This is a genomic window from Pseudomonas sp. R9.37 (assembly GCF_963878885.1).
GTDB lineage: Bacteria > Pseudomonadota > Gammaproteobacteria > Pseudomonadales > Pseudomonadaceae > Aquipseudomonas.
Genome location: NZ_CAWNZA010000050.1, coordinates 126,507 through 150,343 on the forward strand (window position 1 = coordinate 126,507; position 23,837 = coordinate 150,343).

The 23,837-nt window shown below is 62.9% G+C and carries 25 protein-coding genes; 9 read left to right on the forward strand and 16 right to left on the reverse strand.

Translation table 11 applies throughout. The annotated features are described in order from the left end of the window. The first annotated feature begins 160 nt into the window (after positions 1 to 160). Positions 161 to 577: an NAD(+)--rifampin ADP-ribosyltransferase gene (arr, locus tag AACU78_RS29290; RefSeq protein WP_106579089.1), complete on the forward strand. Its 417-nt coding sequence runs from the start codon at positions 161 to 163 to the stop codon at positions 575 to 577. Positions 578 to 606: 29 nt separating this feature from the next. On the opposite strand, the gene AACU78_RS29295 is transcribed toward arr, so the two are convergent. The 7 genes from AACU78_RS29295 to AACU78_RS29325 form a co-directional block, all read right to left on the reverse strand. Continuing rightward, complete coding sequence (locus AACU78_RS29295; RefSeq protein ID WP_106579219.1) at positions 607 to 864, reverse strand: hypothetical protein; 258 nt, start codon at positions 862 to 864, stop codon at positions 607 to 609. Between the two features lie 111 nt (positions 865 to 975). Further along, positions 976 to 1,737, reverse strand: a complete 762-nt coding sequence (locus AACU78_RS29300; RefSeq protein WP_106579090.1) for an SDR family oxidoreductase — start codon at positions 1,735 to 1,737, stop codon at positions 976 to 978. A gap of 38 nt (positions 1,738 to 1,775) precedes the next feature. Continuing rightward, the gene (locus AACU78_RS29305; RefSeq protein WP_106579091.1) at positions 1,776 to 2,603 is read right to left on the reverse strand and encodes a DMT family transporter; all 828 of its coding nucleotides are present in this window, start codon (positions 2,601 to 2,603) and stop codon (positions 1,776 to 1,778) included. 74 nt (positions 2,604 to 2,677) lie between these two features. Continuing rightward, positions 2,678 to 3,583, reverse strand: a complete 906-nt coding sequence (gcvA, locus tag AACU78_RS29310) for a transcriptional regulator GcvA (protein ID WP_106579220.1) — start codon at positions 3,581 to 3,583, stop codon at positions 2,678 to 2,680. A 63-nt stretch (positions 3,584 to 3,646) separates the two neighbouring features. After that, entirely contained in the window at positions 3,647 to 5,068 is a 1,422-nt protein-coding gene (locus AACU78_RS29315) for an efflux transporter outer membrane subunit (protein ID WP_106579092.1), read from the reverse strand. After that, complete coding sequence (locus tag AACU78_RS29320) at positions 5,065 to 6,633, reverse strand: DHA2 family efflux MFS transporter permease subunit (protein WP_106579093.1); 1,569 nt, start codon at positions 6,631 to 6,633, stop codon at positions 5,065 to 5,067. The genes AACU78_RS29315 and AACU78_RS29320 overlap by 4 nt, the downstream gene beginning before the upstream one ends. Continuing rightward, positions 6,626 to 7,735: an HlyD family secretion protein gene (locus AACU78_RS29325; protein WP_106579094.1), complete on the reverse strand. Its 1,110-nt coding sequence runs from the start codon at positions 7,733 to 7,735 to the stop codon at positions 6,626 to 6,628. The genes AACU78_RS29320 and AACU78_RS29325 overlap by 8 nt, the downstream gene beginning before the upstream one ends. Before the next feature lie 98 nt (positions 7,736 to 7,833). On the opposite strand from AACU78_RS29325, the gene AACU78_RS29330 reads away from it, so the two are divergent. The 5 genes from AACU78_RS29330 (at position 7,834) to AACU78_RS29350 (ending at position 11,637) form a co-directional block, all read left to right on the forward strand. Continuing rightward, on the forward strand, positions 7,834 to 8,544 hold the full coding sequence (locus AACU78_RS29330) for a CerR family C-terminal domain-containing protein (RefSeq protein WP_106579095.1): 711 nt from the start codon (positions 7,834 to 7,836) through the stop codon (positions 8,542 to 8,544). A gap of 32 nt (positions 8,545 to 8,576) precedes the next feature. Further along, positions 8,577 to 9,098, forward strand: a complete 522-nt coding sequence (locus tag AACU78_RS29335; RefSeq protein WP_106579096.1) for a DUF1993 domain-containing protein — start codon at positions 8,577 to 8,579, stop codon at positions 9,096 to 9,098. 224 nt (positions 9,099 to 9,322) lie between these two features. Next, positions 9,323 to 9,787, forward strand: a complete 465-nt coding sequence (locus AACU78_RS29340) for a hypothetical protein (RefSeq protein WP_106579097.1) — start codon at positions 9,323 to 9,325, stop codon at positions 9,785 to 9,787. Positions 9,788 to 10,013: 226 nt separating this feature from the next. Further along, a complete protein-coding gene (locus tag AACU78_RS29345) occupies positions 10,014 to 10,958 on the forward strand; it encodes an alpha/beta fold hydrolase (protein ID WP_106579098.1) in 945 nt (314 codons plus the stop codon). Between the two features lie 70 nt (positions 10,959 to 11,028). Further along, a complete protein-coding gene (locus AACU78_RS29350; RefSeq protein WP_106579099.1) occupies positions 11,029 to 11,637 on the forward strand; it encodes a LysE family translocator in 609 nt (202 codons plus the stop codon). A 209-nt stretch (positions 11,638 to 11,846) separates the two neighbouring features. On the opposite strand, the gene AACU78_RS29355 is transcribed toward AACU78_RS29350, so the two are convergent. Then, entirely contained in the window at positions 11,847 to 12,263 is a 417-nt protein-coding gene (locus tag AACU78_RS29355; protein WP_146151449.1) for a hypothetical protein, read from the reverse strand. On the opposite strand from AACU78_RS29355, the gene AACU78_RS29360 reads away from it, so the two are divergent. Continuing rightward, the gene (locus AACU78_RS29360) at positions 12,262 to 13,245 is read left to right on the forward strand and encodes a GlxA family transcriptional regulator (RefSeq protein WP_106579100.1); all 984 of its coding nucleotides are present in this window, start codon (positions 12,262 to 12,264) and stop codon (positions 13,243 to 13,245) included. The genes AACU78_RS29355 and AACU78_RS29360 overlap by 2 nt on opposite strands. Positions 13,246 to 13,295: 50 nt before the next feature. Further along, entirely contained in the window at positions 13,296 to 14,210 is a 915-nt protein-coding gene (locus AACU78_RS29365) for an ADP-ribosylglycohydrolase family protein (RefSeq protein WP_106579101.1), read from the forward strand. Between the two features lie 22 nt (positions 14,211 to 14,232). On the opposite strand, the gene AACU78_RS29370 is transcribed toward AACU78_RS29365, so the two are convergent. Genes AACU78_RS29370 through AACU78_RS29390 form a run of 5 tightly spaced genes read right to left on the reverse strand, consistent with a single transcriptional unit; the run spans position 14,233 to position 20,678 of the window. Continuing rightward, positions 14,233 to 15,492 carry an NAD(P)/FAD-dependent oxidoreductase gene (locus AACU78_RS29370; protein ID WP_106579102.1) on the reverse strand — a complete coding sequence of 420 codons (1,260 nt, stop codon included), beginning with the start codon at positions 15,490 to 15,492 and terminating at the stop codon, positions 14,233 to 14,235. Positions 15,493 to 15,495: 3 nt separating this feature from the next. Then, the gene (locus AACU78_RS29375) at positions 15,496 to 17,067 is read right to left on the reverse strand and encodes an aldehyde dehydrogenase (NADP(+)) (RefSeq protein WP_106579103.1); all 1,572 of its coding nucleotides are present in this window, start codon (positions 17,065 to 17,067) and stop codon (positions 15,496 to 15,498) included. Positions 17,068 to 17,127: 60 nt separating this feature from the next. Then, the gene (locus AACU78_RS29380; RefSeq protein ID WP_106579104.1) at positions 17,128 to 18,075 is read right to left on the reverse strand and encodes a dihydrodipicolinate synthase family protein; all 948 of its coding nucleotides are present in this window, start codon (positions 18,073 to 18,075) and stop codon (positions 17,128 to 17,130) included. A 38-nt stretch (positions 18,076 to 18,113) separates the two neighbouring features. Further along, positions 18,114 to 19,040, reverse strand: coding sequence for a 4-hydroxyproline epimerase (locus tag AACU78_RS29385; protein ID WP_106579105.1), 927 nt, complete (start codon positions 19,038 to 19,040; stop codon positions 18,114 to 18,116). Between the two features lie 12 nt (positions 19,041 to 19,052). Then, positions 19,053 to 20,678, reverse strand: a complete 1,626-nt coding sequence (locus tag AACU78_RS29390; protein WP_106579106.1) for an APC family permease — start codon at positions 20,676 to 20,678, stop codon at positions 19,053 to 19,055. Positions 20,679 to 20,854: 176 nt separating this feature from the next. Here AACU78_RS29390 and AACU78_RS29395 point away from each other — a divergent pair, with 176 nt between their 5' ends. Then, positions 20,855 to 21,649, forward strand: a complete 795-nt coding sequence (locus AACU78_RS29395) for an AraC family transcriptional regulator (RefSeq protein ID WP_106579107.1) — start codon at positions 20,855 to 20,857, stop codon at positions 21,647 to 21,649. Here AACU78_RS29395 and AACU78_RS29400 read toward each other — a convergent pair. From AACU78_RS29400 to AACU78_RS29410, 3 genes are read right to left on the reverse strand one after another with little or no spacing between them, the layout of a single operon-like run. Next, the gene (locus AACU78_RS29400; protein WP_106579108.1) at positions 21,582 to 22,067 is read right to left on the reverse strand and encodes a nuclear transport factor 2 family protein; all 486 of its coding nucleotides are present in this window, start codon (positions 22,065 to 22,067) and stop codon (positions 21,582 to 21,584) included. The genes AACU78_RS29395 and AACU78_RS29400 overlap by 68 nt on opposite strands. Beyond that, complete coding sequence (locus AACU78_RS29405) at positions 22,064 to 22,918, reverse strand: SDR family NAD(P)-dependent oxidoreductase (protein ID WP_106579109.1); 855 nt, start codon at positions 22,916 to 22,918, stop codon at positions 22,064 to 22,066. The genes AACU78_RS29400 and AACU78_RS29405 overlap by 4 nt, the downstream gene beginning before the upstream one ends. Further along, a complete protein-coding gene (locus tag AACU78_RS29410) occupies positions 22,915 to 23,814 on the reverse strand; it encodes an NAD-dependent epimerase/dehydratase family protein (RefSeq protein WP_106579110.1) in 900 nt (299 codons plus the stop codon). Before AACU78_RS29410 ends, AACU78_RS29405 begins: the two co-directional genes overlap by 4 nt. Between the last annotated feature and the right edge of the window lie 23 nt (positions 23,815 to 23,837).

The following is a 23,837-nucleotide window of genomic DNA, read 5'->3' on the forward strand; positions in this document are numbered from 1 at the left end:
TTCAGGCTGTGGCGCGATTACCTGCATTGCAAGGCTGACGGCAGGGGGCTCGCCTGCCCTCGTAAGGTTGCCTAGGGGTTCGACAGTCAGTTACAAGAAGGGCATGCCTTGCGCTGCAGACAGGCGGCCTGGCACCACGCATTCTTGGAGTAACAAGCCCATGTCAAACGCCGCCAGCATGTTTACGCGACAGTTCTTTCACGGCACTCGGGCTGACCTCGAGCCGGGAGACATGATCCGCGTTGGTTATCCGTCCAATTTCACCGAAGGGCGTGCGCTGTCCTGGGTCTATTTTGCGGGCACGTTGGACGCCGCTATCTGGGGGGCCGAACTGGCACTTGGCGATGAGCGCGAACGCATTTATGTCGTAGAGCCCACGGGCCCGATCGTGGACGACCCCAACGTGACGGATAAGAAGTTTCCCGGCAATCCGACGCTGTCCTATCGCTCCTGCGAGCCACTGCGGGTCGTTGCCGAAGTGACCCAGTGGCAAGGGCATTCGCCGGAGCGGTTGCAGCAGATGAAGGACAACCTCGCTCGTTTAAAGGCCGAGGGCGGCGATGTCATCCTCGACTGATGGGCCGGTCCCTGCGCGTTGAGCACCGATCAAGCCCCGACCTCGGACCTGGTGATGCGCTGCGCTTTGACCTCATCTGCATACAGGCCAATTTTCCCCTGCTGAGCCGTCAGCAACGCACATATTTTCATCAGCGCCACCGCTTCGGCCGGCGTCCTGCCAGTGCCGGCCATGGCCGTCAATTCAACCACTGACCAGCCGATAACAGCGGCCGCATCTTCAAGGTCATAAAACAGTTCTTGCTGCGCAGTCCTGAGCCCATCGAGCCCCTGCATCAATTCTTCCATCTGCCTGCCTACCTGATGTTGCTTGAAGTCCAATCCATTAACCCCCATCCCACTCTCAGCCAGGTCTGGGGGGATTACCCAAATGCCTCAAAAAAACCGTGCGTCCTGCCCTTACTTGCCCCCGGTGACGTCAAGAAACGTCCCGGTAATGAACGACGCTTCATCGCTCGCCAGCCACAGGATAGCCCGTGCAACTTCTTCGGGTTGTCCGCCGCGGCCCATGGGGATCGAGTCCTTGACCCGATCGACCCGACCCGGCTCTCCGCCGCTGGCGTGCATGTCGGTGTAGATATGGCCGGGGCGGATGCAGTTGACGCGGATGCCGTCTCGCGCGACTTCCTTGGCGAAGCCGATGGTGAACGTCTCCAGGGCGCCTTTTGAGGCAGCGTAGTCGATATATTCGTTCGGACTGCCGAGCCGGGCCGCGCCCGAGGATACATTGATAACAACGCCGCCGCGGCCGTTATGGCGATGGGACATGCGTTTGACCGCTTGTTGCGCGCACAGCATCGGGCCGATGGCATTGACCGAGAAGATGCGCTGCATGCGTGCAAAGTCGAGGTCTTCGAGGCGCGATTGTGGTCCGAGTATGCCCGCGTTGTTGACCAACACGTCGACACGGCCGAACTCGCGGTCAATCGCGGCGAATAACGCCGCGACCTGCTCTGGCTTGGCGCTATCGGCGCGTACCGCCAGCGCTCGCCGTCCGGCGGCTTTCACGTCATTCGCCACGGCCAGGGCGGCGGCCTCGTCGGACACGTAGCTGATCGCGACATCGTAGCCGCGCGCGGCGGCCAGTCGCGCGGTGGCCGCACCGACGCCGCGGCTGCCACCGGTAATCAGGATGACAGGGGCTTGGGGATGGGTGCTCATAACGCGTAAACCTCACTGTGTGACACACATGGACGGCCTCAGCCGATAAGTACAGCGCCGAGCGCAATCACTGCGCAGGCCAGAAACTTGCGCAGCGTGAAGGCCTCGCCGAGAAACCAATAACCGATCAGCGCGGCAAATAACACGCTGGTTTCGCGCAATGCAGACACCGCGCCCATGGGCGCATAGGACATCGCGTAGATAATGATCGCGTAGGCCAGCAGCGAGACCAGCCCGCCGCCCAAGGCTGTCGCGACACCGGGTCGCCAGCTGAACAAACTGCGCGTCCCACGTAAACCGATATACACCAGAGGCATCAACACGCCCCACAACGCGCACATCCACACGGTATACGCCAAAGGCGCGCCAGACAGCCGTGCGCCAATACCGTCGGTCACGCTGTAAGCCGCAATAAAAACCCCAGTGCCTAATGCGTACGGCAGGCTGGGAACGGCAAGCCTGCGGTTGTTGAACGCCAGGGAAACGATGCCGCCAGACACCAGCGCAATGCCCAGCAGCGCCACGCCGGTGACTGCTTCCCCGACAAAAAACGCAGCGCTGAGGGCGATCAGGATAGGCGAGGAACCGCGGGAAATCGGGTAGGTTTGCCCCAGGTCGCCAACCTTGTAGCTGCGAACCAGGAACAGGTTATAGCCCACATGCAGCACCGCCGAGAGGCCGGCGTAGCACCAACTGGCCCGCGCGGGCGGCGTCACGAACGGCGCGATGAGCGCGCTGGCAGTGGCCACCGCCAGGCACATCACCGTCATTGACCACAACCTGTCGGCGCCGCCGCGCAGCAGCGCGTTCCAGCTGGCGTGCAGGAGGGCGGCGAACAGAATCAGCAAAACAATATGAAAAGGCATGCGCCATCCTAAGCAACGGCGCGCCTGCACTAAAGCGAAGTCCTCTCATCCAGGCATGAGCAAACGCTCATGCTTTAGCGGTAGCTCAGTTGTGCCTGCTGTGACGCTTCCATCAGCCAGTGACGAAAACTGACGACGTGGGGCTGTGATTCGATGCCTTTTGGGCAGACAAAGTAGTAGGCCACCGGGGAGTCGAACGGCACGTCAAACAACCTGACCAAACTGCCGTCGCGGATCTGCGCTTCGACATGCCCGCTGCGGGCAAGCGCGACGCCCTGGCCCAACAGCGCAGCCTCGATGGTCATATTGGTGTCTGCAAAGCGCACACTTTCCTTGAGCGCCGCGATGCCCGTGCCGACATGCTGGAACCAGGCCTCCCACTTCGGCACCAGGTCTGCGCCGTCGCGCGTCAGCAATGGGTAACGCAATAACTGCGCCGGCGTTTGTGGCAGGCCAAAGCGGTGCAGGAGATCGGGGCTGGCCACGGGGAAAATCTGTTCCCTGAGCAGAAACTCCGAATGCAGGCCCGGATAATTGCCATTGCCCAGGCGGATCGCCACGTCAGACTCACTGCTGGAAAACGTGATCGCTTTGTCGCTGGTCTCCAGCGTGATCAGAATTTCCGGGTGCTGCTGCGACAGACTCGGCAACCTGGGAAGCAGCCATTTGAGCGCAAAGGAGTAAGTGGTGCTGACCTTGAGGCGCACCCGGCCTTTGTGTTCCCGAAGGTCAGCCAGGGTGGCTTGCAGGTTCATGAAAAATTCACGCACGATCGGCGCTAGCGCGGCGCCGGCGGGTGTCAACGTCAGCGACTTGCCGCGCTGAAAAAGCTCCAAGCCCCAAATCGCTTCAAGGTGTTTTAACTGATGGCTGACAGCACTTTGGGTGACATGCAGCTCCTGCGAAGCCGAGGTGAAGGTGGCATGCCGCGTGGCAACCTCAAAGGCGCGCAAGGTGGCGGTGGGCGGTAAGTCTCTCATCGGATGCAAGCCGGTAGCCATGAAGGAAGGCTCATGGTAGTTGATTTGCCGCCAATCGCCTGCTCACCGTGTCCATCCAAGCCCAATTGCCTTGTGCAGCGAGGCAAAATCCTTCAGCAACTCTGCGTCCGCGGAGATTCGGCTTTCTTGCGCCTGATAGCGCGTGCGCTCCGCATCCAGCCAATCCAGCGTACTGGCGGTGCCTGCACGGTAACGCTGACGCGTCAGGTCGGCGGCACGCACTGCGGAAGATTCCACCGAGCGCAACAGCAGCACGTTCTGGCGCTGGTGCCCGTAACGCGCCAACGCCACGTCGGCATCGCGCAATGCACTCAACACCACGCTTTTATAGTTGGCCAGGGCTTCGTCTCGTCCAGCCTCTGCACCTTTGACGCTGGCGGCAACGCGGCCGAAATCCAGCGCGTTCCAGGTGATCCGAGGCAGGATCAACCAAGTGCCGTTGTCCTTGCGTGCAAGGTGCCCAGGGTCACCGGCCGAGAACGACAGGTCGCCCATCAAGCTCAGTTTGGGAAACCAGTCTGCGGTCTTTTCGCCAATCTGGGCATTGCTCGATGCCAGTTGGCGTTCAGCGATGCGGATGTCCGGGCGGGCCTTCAAGAGTGCGGCCGGGTCGGCGACCGGCACCGCCTCCGGGATAGCGGGCAGGGGCTGCGCGGTAGCCAGTTGGCCGTCCAGCTCGCCGGGTTCCAGGCCGCAGAGCAGGCCGAGCTGGTCGAGCGATTCAACGATGGCGGCTTGCAGCGGCAGGCGTTGGGCCTGGGTGTTTTGGGCCTGTGTCAGCACCTGCTCCAGCTGCAGTTGCGAGGCCACGCCGCGTTCGCGCCGCTGCTGGGTGAGGTCCAGGGCCTGGTTTTCAATGCCGACGCTGGCGTCGACCAATGCCAGGCGTGCTTGCTGGTCGCGCAGGTCGGTGTAGGCCTGCACTGTTTCGGCAGCCAGTTGCACTTGGGCGTCAGCCAACCGGGCCTGGGAGGCGCCGGCCTCTGCCTGAGCGGCTTCGACTGCACGGCGTGTGCCGCCAAACAGGTCTGCCTCCCAGCTGGCATCGAAACCGGCGAGGTACAGGCTCAACGGGCCTCGGCCACCGCCATTGCTGCCACCCAGCGCGGAGGTGTCCGGGGAGCGCAGTTTGAGCATCGCGGCGTCCCCGGTGACCTTGGGCATCGCGTTGGCTTGCGCGCCGCTGAGGCTTGCGCGGGACTGCTTGAGGCGCGCCTGGGCCGTGGCAACGTCCGGGCTGTTTTGCAGGGCTTGCTCCACCAGCTGGTTCAATTGCGCGTCGCCCAGGGTTCGCCACCACTGCGCGACACCGGGAGTGCTTGCCGATGCGCTGTCAGCGTGCGGCAGGTGCCCGGCCGCCAAGGTCTTTGGCGCGACGTCGGGGGCACCGTGGTAGTCCGGGCCGACGGTGCAGGCCGACAAAAGGCCGACGGTCAGCAAGAGGGGAAGGGTGCGAGGAATCATCGTTGTACCGTGCGCTTTTTCAGGATGAAGATCAGGGGCAGGCACGCCAGCATCGCGAGTCCCAGTACATAAAACGAGTCGTTGTAGGCCATCACCGAGGCTTGTTGCGCAATGTCATTGGCAAGTTGTGCGAACGCCTGCGCTTGCGCCGTCGAGGCATCGCCGGTTTGCGCGAGGTAGCTGGCGGTGTGGCTGGCCATGTGGTCCTGCGCCAACTGGCTGTTGGCCTGGATGCCTTCGCGCAGCCTGTCGTCATGAAAGTGGCTGCGCCGGTCCATCAGCACGCCGAGCAAGGCCAGGCCGATGGTGCCGCCCAGGTTGCGCGACATGTTGTAAAGCCCGGCGGCGTCCCCGGCGTCACGGGTCTCGACCGAACGCATCGACAGTTGGCTGAGCGGCATCATCACCAGAATCTGCCCAAAACCACGCAATAGCTGCGACCAGACAAAGTCGTGCCCGACACTCTCGGCGGTGAGTTGGGTGTCGACAAAGCAACTGGCCCAATACAGCAACAGGCCGGCACCGACCATCCAGCGCAGGTCATAACGGCCGAGCATGCGCGGCAGAATGGGCATCAGCAAAAACGCCGGTATCCCCGACAGCAACATGATCGCGCCGGACTGCTGCGCGTTGTAGCCCGAGAGGATGCCCAGGAATTGCGGCACCAGATACGCCGTGCCATAAATCCCGGCGCCCACGGCGGTACCGATCAACAGCACGCTGCCAAAGCTTTTGTTCAGCACCAGTTGCAGTCGCACGATCGGCGTACTCGAGCGCAACTGCCCGACCGCAATCAGGAAAAAGCCGATCACCGTGGCGATGCTCAGCCACGTGATCAGCAGCGAGTCGAACCAATGCTCACGCTGGCCTTCTTCCAGTACCACCGTCAGCGAACTCAGGCCCATGGCCAGGCCGAGGATGCCCAACCAGTCGGCACTGATGAAGCGTTGCAAGTTCATGCGCTCGCTTGGCAGGCCGGTGATCAGCAGCGTGATCAGGGCGATGCTGATGGGCAGATTGAGAAAGAAGCACCACCGCCAGTTGATGTTTTCCGTGAGCCAGCCGCCAATGACCGGGCCAAGCAAGGGGCCGAGGATCACGGTCATGCCAAACATCGTGGTGCCGATGGCCAGTTGGTGCGGCGGCAGGCGCGTGCGCACGATGGTTTGCGCGGTGGGAATCATCGCGCCGCCGGCGAACCCCTGGCCGATGCGCCCGGCGATCATGGCGCCGAGGCTGGAGGACAGGCCACAGAACATCGAAAACGCCGTAAACATCAAGGCCGTGCCGATCAGGAACCGGCGCAGGCCGAACACGCGAGTCAGCCAGGCGGCGAGGGGGATCATGACGATTTCCGACATCAGATAGCCCGTGGCGATCCACGTGCCTTCGGTGCCGGTTGCGCCGATTTGCCCCTGAATCTGCGGCAGCGCCGAGTTGGTGATCGACACGTCCAGCGTCGCCAGCAAGGCGCCGAGTGCGCCGGCAGCCACGGCGATCCAGTCGGTCAGCGAGGCGTTGCGTGGTTTTTCTGCGGCCACCTCGGCCATCAGCGCTTCAGCCATGATTGGCGTCCGCGGCAGGGGTGCGGGTGTCGACGTCAACGGTTGCCGACAGGCCAGGCATCAACGCCACGCGCACCTCATCGGGTATGTCCAGCGAGATGCGCACCGGTACGCGCTGCACGATTTTGGTGAAGTTGCCGGTGGCATTCGAGGGCGGCAGCAGCGCGAACTGCGCGCCGGTGCCTGGGGACAGGCTGTCGATATGGCCCTGCAGATCACGCCCCGGCAGCGCGTCCACGTGCACGCTGACGGATTGGCCGGGGCGCATGTCGCCGATCTGGGTTTCCTTATAGTTGGCGGTCAGATAAATCGCGCTGATCGGCACCACGGTCAGCAAGCGGGTGCCGGGCTGCACATATTGACCGACACGCACGCCGCGGTCGGCCACGCGCCCGTCCAGCGGGCTGCGAATCACTGCGTCATCCACGTCCAGCTGGCTCTGCGCCTCGCTGGCCTTGGCCACGCCGAGTTGCGCCTGGGCTTGTTTGAGCTGCGCTTCAAGCGTGCCATAGCGGGTCTGACTGGAACGCAAGGCGGCCTGTTTGGCTGCCACGGTGCTACGGGCCTGGGCCAATTGGTTATTGAGCTGCGCCAGGCGCTCTTCGGGCTCGGCACCTGAACGCGCCAGCGGGGCATAGCGCGCGACTTCGGCCTGCGCGTGTTTCGCATCGGCCTCGGCGCCTTGCAACTGCGCGCGCGCTTCGGCAATGGTCGAGTCCTGCTGCACCAGGTCGGCCTGGGCCTTGGCGTAGTCGGCCGTGCGCGCGGCGATTGTGGCCGAGGCTTCATCGCTGACGGCCTGGTATTTGCGCGCATCCAGGCGCACCAGCACGTCGCCGCGCTTTACGTTCTGGTTGTCGCTGACCAGCACTTGGGCGACGTAGCCACTGATCTTGGGCGCCACGCTGATGCTGTCGGCTTGCAGGTAGGCGTCGTCGGTGGTCTGGATGAAACGTCCGGTGAGCCACCACCAGGCGGCCCAACCCACAGCACCCAAAAGTGCGACGGTGGCGATGGTCAGCAGGATCCGTCGAGCCTTGCCGCGTTGACGGTTGACGGTGTCTTCAGGAATGACCTGAGGCGAGGGAGGTGCAGCGGACATCGGGTCACTCCAGATTTATAACAGATGGAATAAATTCTATTTTTCGCGAATTTTTGTCAACTGGTATATTTTGGTCCGGTATTCGAAAGGAGCTGCACATGGCACGACATAAACCTGCCGCCGAGGGTGGTTATCAGCGTGGTGAAGAAACCCGCGCGCGTATTGTCGACGCGGCGGTCGTGGTCTTTGGCGAGCGCGGCTACGACGGCGCGTCGACCCGCGACATCGCCACGGCCGCGGGCGTCAACGCCCCGGCGATTCAGTACTATTTTGACGGCAAGGAAGGCATCTATCTGGAGTGTGTCGAGCACTTGATCGCACTGCTATGGCGCAAGATGGCGCCTTGCGTGGAGGCCGCCGAATGCGCGTTGGCCGATCAGGCCTCGGACGATAAAACCCTGATCGACGTGTCGCTGGGCATCCTCGGTACGGTGGTTTCGACCATCCAGGACAGCCCGCAAACCACCGCCTGGCGTGCGTTTCTAGACCGCCACCAGGCCGGCCTGTGTCCAGAAAGTGCGACAACAGCCTTTGAGGATCGCTTCAAGGCGCGCATTGGCCGAGTTATCCGCCAACTGATCGCGCGCCTGGCCGGTTTTGCGGTGGAGGACGAGCGCACCGTGATTCACTCGATGGCACTGTTCACCCAAGGCCTGGCATTCCGGGTGCAAAAACCCAAGCTGCTTGAGGCGTTGAAGTGGGCCGAGGTCAACCAGAAGGAAATGGAACTGGTGCGCGACGTGGTGCTGATGCAAGCCCGGTTTACCCTGGAAGGCCTGGTCAAGCAACGCGGCGTGATCGCTACGTGATCTGATTTTCAACCCCACACAAGGACGCAACGATGTCGCTCTATACCGTTACCATTCCCTGCTTCGCCCAGATGCTGAACTCGCTCAAAGGCCTGCTCGCCAAAGGTGAAGCTCACGCTGCAGCACTGGCTTTCGACCCGCAAGTTCTTCTCGATTCACGTCTGGCACCCGACATGCACCCCCTGGCGACCCAGGTTCGCTACGCCTGCACCCAGGCGCGCGAGGCGGTTGAGCGGTTAAGCGGGCATCCGCTGTCAACGCTGCAGGCACCGACCTCGATGGCTGAGGCGCTTGCACTGATCGACCAAACGCTGGCAGTGCTCGCCGACGCTGACCGTAGCGTGATTGAGCGTCGTGCGGATGAATCCATCGCCATTGAACTCCCCGGTGGTATCGCCTTCCAGATGACCGGCAACGAATACGCCGTCAATTGGGCCACGCCGCAGTTCTATTTTCACCTGATGACCGCCTACAACATCCTGCGCCATAACGGCGTGCCGCTGGGCAAAGCGGACTATGTGCCGCACATGTTCGCGTATGTGCGTCAGGGCTGAACGCAGCGTTAAGGGCGGCGGCGATTGTGGTGCTGCGCAGTGTCGACACGAGCATCTGCAGCCGCGCTTTTGCGCTGATGGCCTGTGCCCAAAGGCTGCGAAAATCGGCCAGCCGTTGTGAAATGTTGTGAAGCATGGGGAATGGCCCTTTGCCCATGCTAACGTCCGCATCGGGGTATCGTCAGCACGACGATTTCATTCGTTCCATTGAGGGAGCAGCGCCGATGTCTACTACCGTAACGCCCGCGTCTGGCGGGTCGAACACGCCAAAGTCCTCGCCGTCGTCTTTCGACGACAAGTTGAACATTGCCAAGTCCAGCAAGGTTATTGCCGATTACATGCGCCAGACCGGCAAGTCGGCCATCACCAAGCAGGAGCTGTCGCAACTGGCCAGCAATGCCTCAGGCAAGGTGCCAGCGAACGTTTCCGACGCTGCCAAGTACATGGAAAAACACCCCGATGTATTCACCGCCATCGAAACCCACGACGTGGCCGGTGCCGATAACCTGTCCGGCGTGTGGAACTTCGACTGGGCGGCCAATGGCGGGCTGAAGGGCACGGCGACCGATGCCATCGCCAACATGCAGGACACGTTTGACATGGCCATCGCCAAGTCTGCGCAGATCACTGAAATTTCCACCGCTAAAAAAGCCGAACTGGACTCGACCAAACAACGGCCGCAGAACTGAGGCCGCAGGTTGTCAGCCACGCCAAAAACGGTTCCCGGTGCGTCAGTGGGGACCGTTTTGTGCTTGACCGGCGGTCAGTGTCATTCAGTCCCCGCAACTCAAACACAGCGCTGTGCCGACACTCATGGCTTGGCCTTTTGTGATGCGTTCAGCGCAGATTCAAGCGAGGTGAGCAACTATACCGGTCAGTGAAAGCAATCCAGTCGTCACTGCCGGAGAAACCTTGATGCTTGTGATCGTCGGCGTACTTGCCATCGTGGCCGTGTGGATCTGGTGGACCTATCCCCGGGTTGGCAACGTGCTGTTTGCGCTCATCGCCTGGGTAGAAGCGCGGCGGTCTCGATTGAAGACCCTCAACGTACCGATCAAAGGCATGACCCTCGCCACTTATCAGGGGGGCGACACGCATGCGCCGGCGCTGTTGCTGGTACACGGTTTCAGCGCCGACAAGGGCGTCTGGCTGGGGTTTGCGCGGCACTTTGTCGATGCTTACCGCGTGATCATTCCGGATCTGGCCGGCCACGGTAAAACTGCCTTTGTGACGGGCGGCGACTACAGCATTGCGGCCCAGGCGCGGCGCATGGTGGCGCTGCTGGACGCCTGCCAGGTCGACAAAGTGCACGTTATTGGCAGTTCCATGGGCGCGTATGTCGCCAGCTGGTTGGCCACTCATTATCCGGAACGCGTGCTGTCGCTGGCTTTGATTGGCGCCGCGGGCGTGAATCTGCCGCAGCCCAACGAAGTCGAAGCGTTGGTCAATAGTGGCGATAACCCGTTTCTGATTCGCACCCGTCAGCAATTCGACCGGTTTTTCGCCATGACCATGGCGGCACCGCCTTTCATCCCCGAAGTATTATTGGCGGCCGAGGCGCAAAGCTACATCAAGCGCCGCGCGGAGCTGGCGGAGATTTTCGCGAACTTCTCCGACAGCCCGCGCATGGAGCCCTGGTTGCCGCACGTACGCGTGCCAAGCCTGATCCTGTGGGGCCGGGAGGACCGCATGGTGCCCGTTGCCAGCGCGCAAACCTGGCTTGAGGGGATCCCGCATGCGCGCCTGGAAATTCTTGAAGGCATCGGCCACTTGCCGATGGTGGAGGCCACGCAGCAGACCGTCGCGCACTGTCGCGAATTTCTCGACAAAGCCAAAGTGTATTCCTCGATCCGCCCCTAGCTGTACGGGGCAGCCAGGGCTGCAACCGATTACTGTCGCAGGCATACCACCGCCGTCGGGATGCCGCGCCATGTTCATGTCTACCAGCCTGCTCTCAGCCTTTGTGCTGTTTGCCTTCGTGTCCTCGATCACACCCGGCCCCAACAACACGATGCTGCTGGCTTCAGGCGTGAACTTCGGGTTTCGCCGGTCGATGCCCCACGCGATGGGCATCAGCATCGGCTTTATGCTGTTGGTGATTTCGGTGGGGCTGGGTCTGGGCGAAGTGTTCAAGGTATTTCCATGGGCCTACACCCTGTTGCGGTATGTGGGCGCGGCTTACTTGTTGTACCTGGCGTGGAAGATTGCAACCTCGGGCGGCATACCCGAGAGCAACAACGAACACGCCAAACCCATGACCTTCCTCGGGGCGGCGGCGTTTCAATGGGTCAATCCCAAAGCGTGGATCATGGCGTTGGGGGCGATCACCACCTACACGCCGGCCGAAGGTTATGTGACCAACGTGTTGGTGATTGCCCTGGTGTTTGCGGTGGTCAACTTGCCCAGCGTGTGTGTATGGGTGGTTTGCGGCACTGGCCTGCGCACTGTGCTGCGTGAACCGCGTTGGTTGCGACTGTTCAACGTGTCGATGGCCGGGCTGCTGGTGGTATCGCTGTACCCGATGCTCTTTGCGAGTTGACAAAGCGGGATGACGTTACAGGTGTTGCAGCTGCGGGCCGGCGACCGCTATGACGAGGTGAGGCGCCAGCGGCAGCGGCGGTCGGGGCGCTGTTCGAGTATTGCCGACCCACTCAGTCATGGACGGGTTGGCCGGCCACTGCGCTGATCATCAGCGAGCTGGCCACACAGGCGGCGCGCAGCTCGGCCGATACCCAGGCGGTGACGCAATCACACGGGCGAGATGGTTGCCAGCAAGCCGATGCCGATGGTCAACACCAAAAAGCCGAACAGGAAAAGTGCCATCTTGGTCATAAGGCCTCCGAAGGGAAGGGGGACGACAGGAATGTCGGGATGGCGCCATTGTCCGCTTCCAGGCGTTTTCGATACAGACGCAGATAGCAAAGAAAAAACCGTATCAGATGGCCCCGCGACTGCCCGGTAGCAGTCCTGGAAGGCACACTGTTTTCTAAAGATCAGGCACGCGGCGGCGTCCAACAGCGCCGCCGGTGCAACCGCAACCTCAGGCACCACGCCTAGGGAATGCCGGGGGACAGCGTCTGCATTTGCCCCTAAGATAGCGCCCACTGCATCAACAATAAGAGTGGGCCAACCCTCGATGGAAAGACGCCAATTCAGCGGTGGCATGCAAGGCAAGAACCTGCGCTACCTGAATGACACCCCCCAGCAGTCGCCGCCGGTTACCCGCGTGGGTTTTTTGCTGCTCGAACACTTCTCCCTGCCCGCATTCACCCAGACCCTGGACACGCTCATCACCGCCAACCTGTTGCGTCCCGAACTGTTTGCCACCCGTACGTTCGGTTGCGGCGACGGCGAGGTCATCAGCGACCTGGGCCTGGTCATCCGTCCCGATGCGCGCCTGGACGTGTCGGCGTTGCCGCAGTTGGACTTGTTGGTGGTGTGCGGCGGCTTTCGTACCGAACTCAAGGCTGATGACGAATTCAGCCACTTGTTACGCAGCGCCGCCGAACAGGCTGTCGCCCTTGCCGGGTTGTGGAACGGCGCCTGGTTTCTCGGCCGTGCCGGCCTGCTGCAGGGCTATCGCTGCGCCATTCACCCGGAACATCGCCCGGCGCTGGCGGAGGTCTCCAAGGCCGCCCAGGTGACCAGCGAGCCCTATGTGATCGACCGTGACCGCCTGACGGCCTCCAGCCCCTCAGGCGCGTTTCACATGGCCCTGGACTGGATCAAAGGCCTGCACGGCAAGGCGCTGGTCGAGGGCATTGAAGACATTCTGGCGTTCGAGGAGTCGCGTTACCGACGCATCAAACCCACGGAAAATGTCTGCGTCAGTGCGCCACTGCGTGAAGTGGTGAAGCTGATGGACGCCAACCTTGAAGAACCGCTGGAACTCGACCAACTGGCCGTTTACGCCGGCCGCTCGCGCCGTCAACTGGAGCGGCTGTTCAAGGAACAATTGGGTACCACGCCGCAGCGCTATTACATGGAACTGCGGGTAACCGAGGCGCGGCGCTTGTTGCAGCACACCGAACTGTCCCAGGTGGACGTGCTGGTGGCGTGCGGTTTTGTCTCGCCGAGCCATTTCAGCAAATGTTACAGCGCGTATTTCGGCTATCGCCCCTCCAAGGAGAAGCGGCTGGTCAAGTAGGCTGCGCGCGTTGATTTTCTATTTGGACGACGTTTTATCAAGGAGTACCTATGCCTATAACACTGCCAGACCGCTACCGTGGCAGCTTGCTTGGGCTGGCCTGTGGCGACGCGGTCGGCACCACGGTTGAGTTCATGCCCCGCGGCACATTTGCCGCTGTGACGGACATGGTCGGAGGCGGGCCGTTCAGCCTGAAGCCTGGCCAGTGGACCGACGACACATCGATGGCCCTGTGCCTGGCCGAAAGCCTGCTGAGCAAGGGCGGCTTTGACGCGAAGGATCAGATGGGCCGGTACCTGAACTGGTGGCAGTGGGGTTATTTGAGTGCCACGGGAGACTGCTTTGATATCGGCATGACCGTGCGCGAGGCCCTGGCGGCTTTCCAGCAGCATGGCGACCCGTTTGCGGGTTCTACGCACCCGTATTCGGCCGGCAATGGCTCGATGATGCGCCTCGCGCCTGTGGTGTTGTTCTTCTTCCCGGACCGGCAACGTGTGCGCACCTTTGCCATCGACAGTTCACGCACAACCCACGCAGCCCCGGAGGCCATCGAGTGTTGTGTGGTACTCGCGCAGGCGCTTTGCAATGCCTTGAGCGGCATGCCCAAAGACGACGTATTGCGCGTCTCGGACGCTGCGCTGACAGCGCCCAAAGTGCTGGCTATCGCCGCCGGCGAATACCGTGACAAGTCGCGTGGCGAGGTTGTCGGTTCCGGCTATTCGGTTGCCTCGCTGGAAGCCGCGTTCTGGTGCTTTCACCACACCGACAGCTTTGCCGATGCCGTGCTCGCCGCTGCAAACCTGGGTGACGATGCGGACACCACGGCCGCCATCGTGGGTCAGTTGGCGGGCGCCCACTATGGCGTCCAAGGCATTCCCGCAGGCTGGCTGGAAAAAGTATGGATGCGCGCGGAGATTCAGCAGATGGCGGATGCCTTATCAGACGCCTCCAGGGCCGGCCACTGAGGCCCGCACCCGGCAGCGTTGCTCAGAATCGCCCCAGTCGGTAGGGCGCAAGCGTGGGCAGCCCTGACAGCGAGGGGTGTGCGGCGGCCAGTTGCGCCACGATCTCTGCCGTCACCGCTGCCTGCGTCAGGCCCAAATGCTGGTGCCCGAACGCGAGCAGCACCTTACCGTCGCACAGCCGATCAATGATCGGCAATGAGTCGGGCAGGGAAGGGCGAAACCCCATCCAGGCAGTCGCGTCCTGCGCGTTCAGGTCCTGACGAAACAAGCCTTGGCTCAGCCGGTGCAATTGCCAGGCACGTTGCATATTCGCCGGGCGCTTGAGCCCTGCGAACTCGACGGTGCCGGCCAGGCGCAAGCCACCGGTCATGGGCGTCATGATGAACTTGCGCTCAAACGAGGTGACGGCAAACGGCAGGCGGTTCTGTTCCGTTGGCAGCATCAAGTGATAGCCGCGTTCGGTGTCCAGTGGCACTGTTTTACCCGTGAGTGCCGCGGTGAGACTGGCCGAATGGGCACCGCAGGCGATCAATACCTGGCGCGCGGCGACGACGCCTTGATCGGTCATCAGCGACACGCCGGTGCCATCCAGCCGCCCATCCAGCACGCGCTGCTGCACAAACTGCACGCCACTGGCCCTGGCGGCGCTCACCAGTTCGCAGACCACGGTGTACGGATCAATAAAATGCCCGGTGCCGGGGAAAAACAGGCCGCCTCGGATAGCCTCGCTCAGTTGCGGCGCCACCTGACGTATCGCCTCACCTGGCCAGAATTCCACTGCCACGTTTTGCTGCTGCATGCGCAGGCGCACTGCATTGATCGCCTCAGCTGACGCGGCGCGCTCAAACACCAGCAAGGAGCCGTCTGGGCGCAACAACTGTGGCCGGTCAATGCTCTGCAACAACCGTTGCCACGCCGCCAGGCTGGCTTCATTCAGCGCGCGAATACCTGCGACCGTGCGCCGGTAGCTCGCCGGGCGCAGGTTCAGCAACAGGCGCACAAACCAGGGCAGGGCGCGCGGCAGGTATTTCCAGTCCAGGCTCAGCGGGCCCCTGGGGTCCAGCAGCATCGCCGGCAGGCGCTTGAGGATCGACACGTCGGCAATCGGAAACACCTGCTCGGTCGCCAGATGCCCGGCGTTGCCATAGGAGGCGCCCATACCGGGCGGCTGCGGGTCGATGACCACCACGCGCCGGCCTTGACGCGCCAATTGCAACGCGCAGGCCACGCCGATAATCCCGGCGCCGATGACCACGGTGTCCGCGGTATTGGAGTCGGACATGGCCTAGGCCTCTCTCTGACCGTCGAGCAAACGCCTTAACTGCAACGGGTTGCCTTGTTGCAGCGCGCGAGGCAACAAGCCATCGGGGAAGTCCTGGTAACACACCGGGCGCAAAAACCGCAGGATCGCCGCCGTGCCCACCGAGGTGCTGCGTGAGTCCGAGGTGGCAGGGAAGGGGCCGCCGTGGACCATGGCGTCACACACCTCAACACCCGTGGGCCAGCCGTTGACCAGCAAGCGCCCGGCCTTGCGTTCAAGCACCGGCAGCAAGGCTTTGGCACTTGCAACGTCGCCATCATCCAAGTGGAGTGTGGCCGTCAGTTGGCCTTCCAAGTGTTCCGAGACCTGGCGCACTTCATCATCGCTGGCGCACACCACCACCAGCGATGCGGCGCCGAAGATTTCTGCTTGCAGGTGCTGATTGCGCAAAAAGTCATGGGCCGGGGTGACGAACACGTGCGCCTGCCCCTGGTTGGGGCCGTCGGCCGCCTGACCTTTTGCTGCAATCCGGGCATGTTCGGCCAGCGTACTCACGCCGGTTCGGTAGGCGTGGAAAATACCCGGCGTCAGCATGGTCTGGGCCGCGCAACCGCGCAGCAACTGCGTTGCGGTGGCGATGAACGCATCCAATGCGCTGCCTGCGACGGCAATCACCAACCCAGGGTTGGTACAAAATTGCCCGGCGCCCTGAGTCAACGACGCGACAAAACCCCGCGCCAACGCTTCGCCACGTGCCTGCAACGCGGCAGGAAACAGATACACCGGGTTGATCGAACTCATCTCGGCATACACCGGGATCGGCTCCGGCCGCGCCTGCGCCGCCTGGGTCAACGCGATACCAGCGTTGCGCGAACCGGTAAAGCCCACGGCCTTGATGCGCGGGTCGGCGACCAGCGCCACGCCGATGTCCGTGCCTGCGCCGTAAAGCAGTGAAAACACCCCGTCGGGCAAACCGCAGGCCTTCACCGCCTGGGCCACCGCGCGTCCGACCAGTTCACTGGTGCCGGGATGGGCACCATGTGCCTTGACGACTACCGGGCAGCCGGCCGCCAAGGCCGAAGCGGTATCACCGCCCGCCACCGAGAACGCCAAGGGGAAATTGCTCGCGCCAAACACGGCCACCGGTCCCAGTGGCACCTGCCGTTGACGCAGGTCTGGACGTGGCAACGGCTGGCGCTCGGGCTGCGCGGTGTCGACACGCACGCCCAGCCATTCACCGGCGCGCACGGTGCGCGCAAAGGTACGCAACTGCGCGCAGGTGCGGCCACGTTCGCCCTGGATGCGCGGGCGCGGCAGGCCCGTTTCGGCCATGGCGCGTTCGATCAACTCATCGCCGAGGGCTTCGATAGCGTCGGCAATGACGTCCAGAAAGCTGGCGCGCTCGGCCAGCGAGGTTTCGCGATACGTGTCGAACGCAGCCCACGCCAGGGTGCACGCTTGCTCGACATGCTCACGACCGCCGCCGGCGTAAGCCGGTTCCAGCGGCGCGTCGGTGGCGGGATTGATGGCCCGAATCGCTTCGAGATGGCCGGAAATGGCTTGCTGACCGATCAGCATCTTGCCCGTCAGAGTCATGGGGTCGTCCTGGAAAAATGAGGGTTGGCCGCTGTGAGAAGCACAGCGGCGCGCGAGGGCTCAGGCGAGGTTCTGTTCGGCGGACCAGTTGGCGTACCACTGGCGGAACAGCGCGTATTGGTGCTCGGCATAATGGCGCTGCGCATCACTGAGCACGTCGGTTTCATTAAAGTGCAGGGCGTAACCGTGGTCACCGTTAAGCACCATCAGATGTTTGTAATACAGCACCAGGTCGCAGCCTTCGTCGAAGGAGGACAGCACGCCCAGCGCCGCTTCCAGTTCGCGGGCCAGGCGCCGCGCCTTGGCGTCACCTTTGGCGGCTTGCTTGCTCAGGGCCACCAGTTGCAGCACTTCACGTGGCAGCGCATTGCCGATGCCGGTGATGGCGCCGGTGGCGTTGCAGTTGACGAAGCCGTGCACCACCTGGGTGTCGACGCCGACCATCAGGGTCACGTTATCGTCCTGGGAGGTGATGTTTTCAGCCGCGTAACGCAGGTCGGCAGCGCCGCCAAATTCCTTGAAACCGATGAGGTTGGGGTGTTCGCGGCGCAGTTCGAAGAACAGGTCGGCGCGGGTGGCAAAGCCGTAGTACGGGCTGTTGTAGATCACCGCCGGCAGGTTTGGCGCGGCATTGAGAATGGCCGAGAAGTGCGCCTTTTGCGCGGTCGCCGACGCACCGCGTGACAGCACGCGCGGGATCACCATCAGCCCATGGGCACCGACGTTGGCCGCGTGCGCTGCGTGGGCCACGGCCTCACGGCTGTTCACCGCGCCCGTGCCGACAATGGTCGGCACACCGGCAGCCACCAGGCGCGCCACACCTTCCTGCCGCTGGGCTTCGGTGAGCAACGGCCAGTCACCCATGGAGCCGCAGTACACCACGGCGCTCATGCCGATATCGACCAGTTCGCGCGCCTTGGCCACCAGGGCGTCGAAGTCCGGCTTGCGCTCACGCGTGCACGGGGTCATCAGCGCGGGGATGCAACCGGTGAAAATGTTGTCGCTCATTGTTTTAACTCCTTGCAGCGTTCAGTAAAAATCGGGGCTCAGATGCCCCAGGCGAAAGGGTCCTGCGCGTCGATCAGCAGGGTGCTGTCGGCGGTCATGTAGGCGCGGCCGGTGATAAAGGGGCGTACGCGCTCGCCGTCCCATTCATAGCGGCCTTCGAATTGGCTGCCGGTGATGCTGGCTTGCACCCAGGTCGCACCGGGCGCGAGCTTGCCGTCGGCGGCCAGGCACGCGAGCTTGGCGCTGGTGCCGGTGCCGCACGGCGAGCGGTCGTAGGCTTTGCCGGGGCACATGACGAAATTGCGGCTGTCGGCGTTGGCGTCGTCTGCGAACAGTTCGACATGGTCGATCAGCGCGCCATCGGCGCCGTGGATGCCTTGGTTTTCCAAAGCCTTGAGCATCGTCCAGGTGTAGTCGGTGAGGGCATCGACGTTGCTCATCTCAAGCGTCTGACCGTGCTCCGAGACCAGGAAAAACCAGTTGCCGCCCCAGGCAATGTCGCCGTGGACCACGCCATGGCCCGGCACGTCCACCGCCACGTGGTGGCGATGGCGATAGGCGGGCACGTTGCGCAGGGTCACGGCGCCGTCGTCGTGCAGGGTGGCCGTTACAGGGCCGACCGGCGTGTCGATGCTGTGAACGCCGGGCTCGATGCGGCCCAAGTGGTGCAACGAGGCGACCAGCCCGATGGTGCCGTGGCCGCACATGCCGAGGTAGCCGGTGTTGTTGAAGAAGATCACCCCGCACGTCGCACCCGGTGTGACCGGCTCGCAGTACAGCGCGCCGACCAGTACATCGTTGCCACGCGGTTCCAGCAGGCAGGCGCGGCGCCACCGGTCGTGCTCGGTGCGCAGGTTCTGCAGTTGCTCGGCGATACTGCTGCCTGTCAACGAGGGAAAGCCATCCAGCACCAGGCGCGTGGGTTCGCCGCCGGTGTGGGAGTCGATCACGTGCAACCGTTTCATAAAGCGCTCCATTCAGTGGGTGGCCGGGGACAAGGGTGCGCTGTGCCGGGGTTGGCTGACGGCTTCGCTTTCGTCGTCTTCGTGTTCCAGGCGCACAAGGTGGGCAGGCACGCCGGTGGCCGCGCCCCAGTAATAAATGCCCAAGGCGCAGGCCGCGACGATCAGCGTGTCAAACGGGTGGCTGAGCACGCCGAGGCCACCAAAGCTGCCGAGTTTGGAGAGCAAGAGGGTCGCCGCGTAAAAGCCGATCAGCCACGCCGACGAGCGCACTTGCTGCTTGATGTTCAGGTGCGCGGTCGGCACCCAGCGTGCGCACAGCAGGTACACCCCAAACATCAGGATTTGCAGGCCGAGCAGCCACGACACGGTGCTCCAGCCGGACCAGTACACAATCAGCGCGGCGATGATGAACGACAGCGGGCCGAGTACCGCCATGCCCTTGACCCGAAATGGCCGTGGCATGCCCGGTGCATTGCGGCGCAGCGCGGCGACGGTCACCGGGGCGACGGCGTAGCTCAGGATCAGCGCGGCCGACACCACATTGATCAGCGCTTCCCAGGATGGGAACGGCAGGGTCCAGAAAACCGACAGGCCAAAGGTCAGCCACAGCGCCGGGCGCGGAATGCCGGATTTCTCATCAATGCGCGTGAAGATCTTGAAGAACGTGCCGGTCTGCGCCCAGCCATACACCACGCGCGGCGTGGCATTCATGTAGATATTGCCGCAGCCGCTGGGCGAGATCACCGCGTCCGCCACCACCAGGTACGCCAGCCAGCCCACACCCAGCGCCAGGGCGATATCGCGATAAGGCAGCGCGAGTTCCTTGCTGATCCCCGCCCAACCGTTGGCGAGCATCTCGGTGGGCACGCCGCCGAGGAACGCGGTTTGCAGCAGCACATAGATCGCCGTCGAGAGCAGCACGGAGAGGATCAATGCGATCGGGATTGTGCGTTGCGGGTGCTTCACTTCACTGGCCACCGAGATGATCGGCGTCAGGCCCAGATAGGCAAAAATCACGCCGCCGGCCGACACCGCCATCTCAATGCCCGACAGGCCGAACGGGGCAAAACCCTGGGCCTGGAAGTTCGCCGGTTTAAAGAAGGTGAACAGCACGCCAATCACCAGCAGCGGCACGATGAACTTGAACACACTCACCAGGTTATTGGCGATGGCGAAGGTCTTCACACTGCGGTAATTAAGCACAAAGAACAGGCACAGCAGGGCCAATTGCATCAGCCAGCCCAAGGGGGTGGGGTCGCTGGAGCCGGCCTTGGTCAGCCCGGGAAACCAGGCAGCGGCGTATTGGCGCGAGGCGACCACTTCAATCGCCACCAGGCTTGAAAACGCAATCAGCGTGATAAAGCCCATCAGGTAGCCCAACAGCGGGCCGTGGGAATACACCGGGTAACGCACCACCCCACCGGCACGGGGCAGGGCAGCGCCGAGTTCGCAATAGACAATGCCCAGCAGCAGCACGGCGAACCCACCGATCAGCCAGGAAAAAATCCCGGCCGGCCCGGCGATGGCCGAGACGTGACTGGCCGCAAACAGCCAGCCCGAACCGAAGATGGCGCCCAGCCCGATAAAGGTCAGGTCCATCAGTGAAAGTTGTTTCTTGAACTTGCCTTGAGCAGACATGGCGGCGCCTTCTTGTGAGTTATTGGATAGGCAGGTAGTGGCGCTATCCTGAACGCATCAAGGGCGTGGCGATTGATGTTTTGCGCCTGCGTGGATGACGAATTCGGCACAGTTGGCCGCGCTCGACAGTCACATCGGCATGCGGCAATCTGCTCGAAAACAGGGGAGTCCAGTTCATGCTGCCGAGCGCATTTGCGAGCCTTTTTCAGGCCAATCGTCCCCACGACATGCAGCAGCTATTGGCCGGGGTGGCGCAGCTGTTGCCGATGCTCGACGTGATCCCCAATGCTGCGATCTTCATCAAGGACATCGAGGCGCGCTACGTGCTCGCCAACCACACGCTGGTGCAGCGCTGCGGCCTCAAGCAGCTGCAACCGCTGCTGGGCAAGACCAGTGCGCAGGTGTTCCCCGCGCAACTGGGGCCGGGCTATACCGAACAGGATCGGCGCGTGCTGGAACAGGGCTTTGTACTTGAGGACCAGCTGGAACTGCACCTGTATGGCACGCGCGAACCCGGCTGGTGCCTGACGCACAAATGGCCGCTGTACAGCGATATCAACCAGATCATCGGCCTGGCGGGCATCTCCGTCGACTTGCAGTCAGCCAGCGAAACGCACCCGGCGTATCAGCGCCTGGCCGCTGTCGACGCGCACATCCGCACGCATTTCAACCGGCGCGTCAGCCTCGGTGAACTGACGCGCATCGCCGGCATTTCCGTGGCGCAGCTGGAGCGCTACTGCAAACGCGTGTTCCACCTGACGCCACGGCAGATGATCCAGAAAGTGCGTCTGGAACACGCGCACCGGTTGCTGCATACCGAACTGCCGATCACCGAGGTCGCGCTGCAATGCGGCTACACCGACCACAGCGCGTTCACTCGCCAGTTCAAGGCATTGACCGGCTTTACGCCGAGGCAGTATCGGCAGGCGCCTCGCTACCGGCCACCGGCTTCCAGTGGGGCAGCGGCGTGAGGTAGTGCAGGTCGAATCGGCGCTCGACAAAGGCCCAACGCCCACCCCGACGTTCGAGCCGGTCGTGGTAATGGCCGCTGATTTGCACCTGCCCCAGCTCACGGTGTAACACCATGCAATCCACGGCGGCCTGGGCGGTGGCCGTTTCGCCCTGCAGCTCGATCAGCGTATTGGCCATCCAGTGATGCATGTGGGGCATGTGCGCCCAGTTCTGGTGAGCGGAGTCGACAATCGCGTCGACACCCACGAAGTGGCCGAACGCAGCGCCCAACGCCAGCACGGCATCTGCATGCCAGATACTGCGCAGCAACGCTTCATCGCGACGATCAAAGGCGTGTGCGTACTCGGCAATCAGACGTTGAATCGCCAAGTGGCTTTCGAGGTTATCCAGGCGCGCGCTCAATGCTTGCAGGCTCATGCTGTTGGCTCCTGATGGGTGGGGAAATCGGTACTCAGGCTGAGTTCCAGCCACGCGGCGGTTTCCTTGGCGACCGCGGCCAGCTTGGCGTTGATGACGCTCAGTGCGTCGGCGCCGGCGATAAACCGCAGCGGCGGCACCGGCTCATTGACCAGGCGCACCAGGGCGTCGCCCAGGCGTGCCGGATCGCCGGGCTGTTGGTGGTTGCGCGCGGCGAACACGGCCAGCGCGTTGGCCCGGTAATCGTCGTAGTCGGGAATGCTGCCGCTGGCCAGCTTCAGCGCGCGCGGGTCGAGGAAGTCAGTGCGAAAGGCGCCGGGCTCGACCACGGTGAGGCGAATACCGAAGCTGGCGATCTCTTGCGCCAGCGACTCAGAGAAACCCTCGAGGGCAAATTTGCTGGCAGAGTATATCGACGCACCGGCCACCCCTTTGAAGCCGCCATTGGACGACATGTTCAGGATGTGCCCGCTGCGCTGCTCACGCAGGGTCGGCAGGGCTGCACGTGTCACGTTGAAGGTGCCCAGTACGTTGGTGGCGAACTGGCGCTCGACAGCGTCGGCGTCGATTTCCTCGAAAGGCCCGAACTGGCCATACCCGGCGTTATTGACCAGCACGTCGAGGCGGCCAAAGCGCGCGATACACGCGCTGACGGCGGCATGCGCCTGGGCCTGGTCACGAATATCCAGATGCAGGCTCAAGACCTGGTCGTCGCAGGCGCCGAAGACGTCGTGCAAGCGCGCAAGGTCAAGGTCGGTTGCCACCACCTGGTCGCCCGCTGCCAGCGCCGCGTGCGCAATACCTTTGCCAATGCCGCTGGCACTGCCAGTAATCAGCCAGACCTTGCTCATAGCACCATGTCCTGTTCAATCCACTCCAGGACCGATGCGTGGATGGGCGCCCAGCCCAACTCCTGGCGTGCGCGTTTGGCCGTGACCCGGCTGTTGGTGCCGAAGGTGTAGTGCGCGTGCAAATAGCCCCAGCGCTCGGTCGCTTGCTCCACGCTCCAGAACCCCAGCGGTTCGAGCTTGAGGCGACGGGTTAGCGCCTGGCCGATCTCGAGGAACGACGCCTCGCCGTTTTCGACAAAGTAGAACGCGCCGGCCGGGGCGTTTTGCAGGGCCAGCAGGTAAAGCTCGGCGACATCGTGGATGTGCACGTTGGACCAGCGATTGACGCCAGTGCCGACCACGCGCACCACGCCACTTTCCTGAGCCTGAGTGACCAGCCAGGGAATCTGCACGCTTTGCGTGTGCACGCCGGTGCCGGTGCCATAAATGCTGCTGGGGCAAATCACCACCGCGCGAATGTTTTGCGCGGCGGCGCCGAGCACTGTGAGCTCTATGTCGCGGCGCGGTTGTTTGGAGGCGGCCACCACGAAGGTGCTGTCTTCATCAAATACGGCAGGGTTGACGGCTAAACCCTGGGCATCGTCGCCGATCACGCTGGAGCCGCTGGTGTGCAGGAACGGTTTGCCCGAGCCTGCCAGCGCCTGGATGAAGGTCTGGACGGCGCCGAGATGGTCGCTGTCAGCCGTGTGAATGACGCCGTCGGCGGCGCGCGCTTCCTTGGCCAGCAGTGCCAGGTCATCGAGGTTGCCGATGACCGGTTCGATGCCCAATGCCTGCACGTGGCGCGCTTTTTGTTCATCGCGCACCAGGCCTCGAATGGCGTAGCCGGCGTTGATCAGTCGCAGGGCGACGGTGCCCCCGACATACCCATTGGCGCCTGTCAGAAATATGCTCATGAAATGCCTCGCTGATAGGTGGA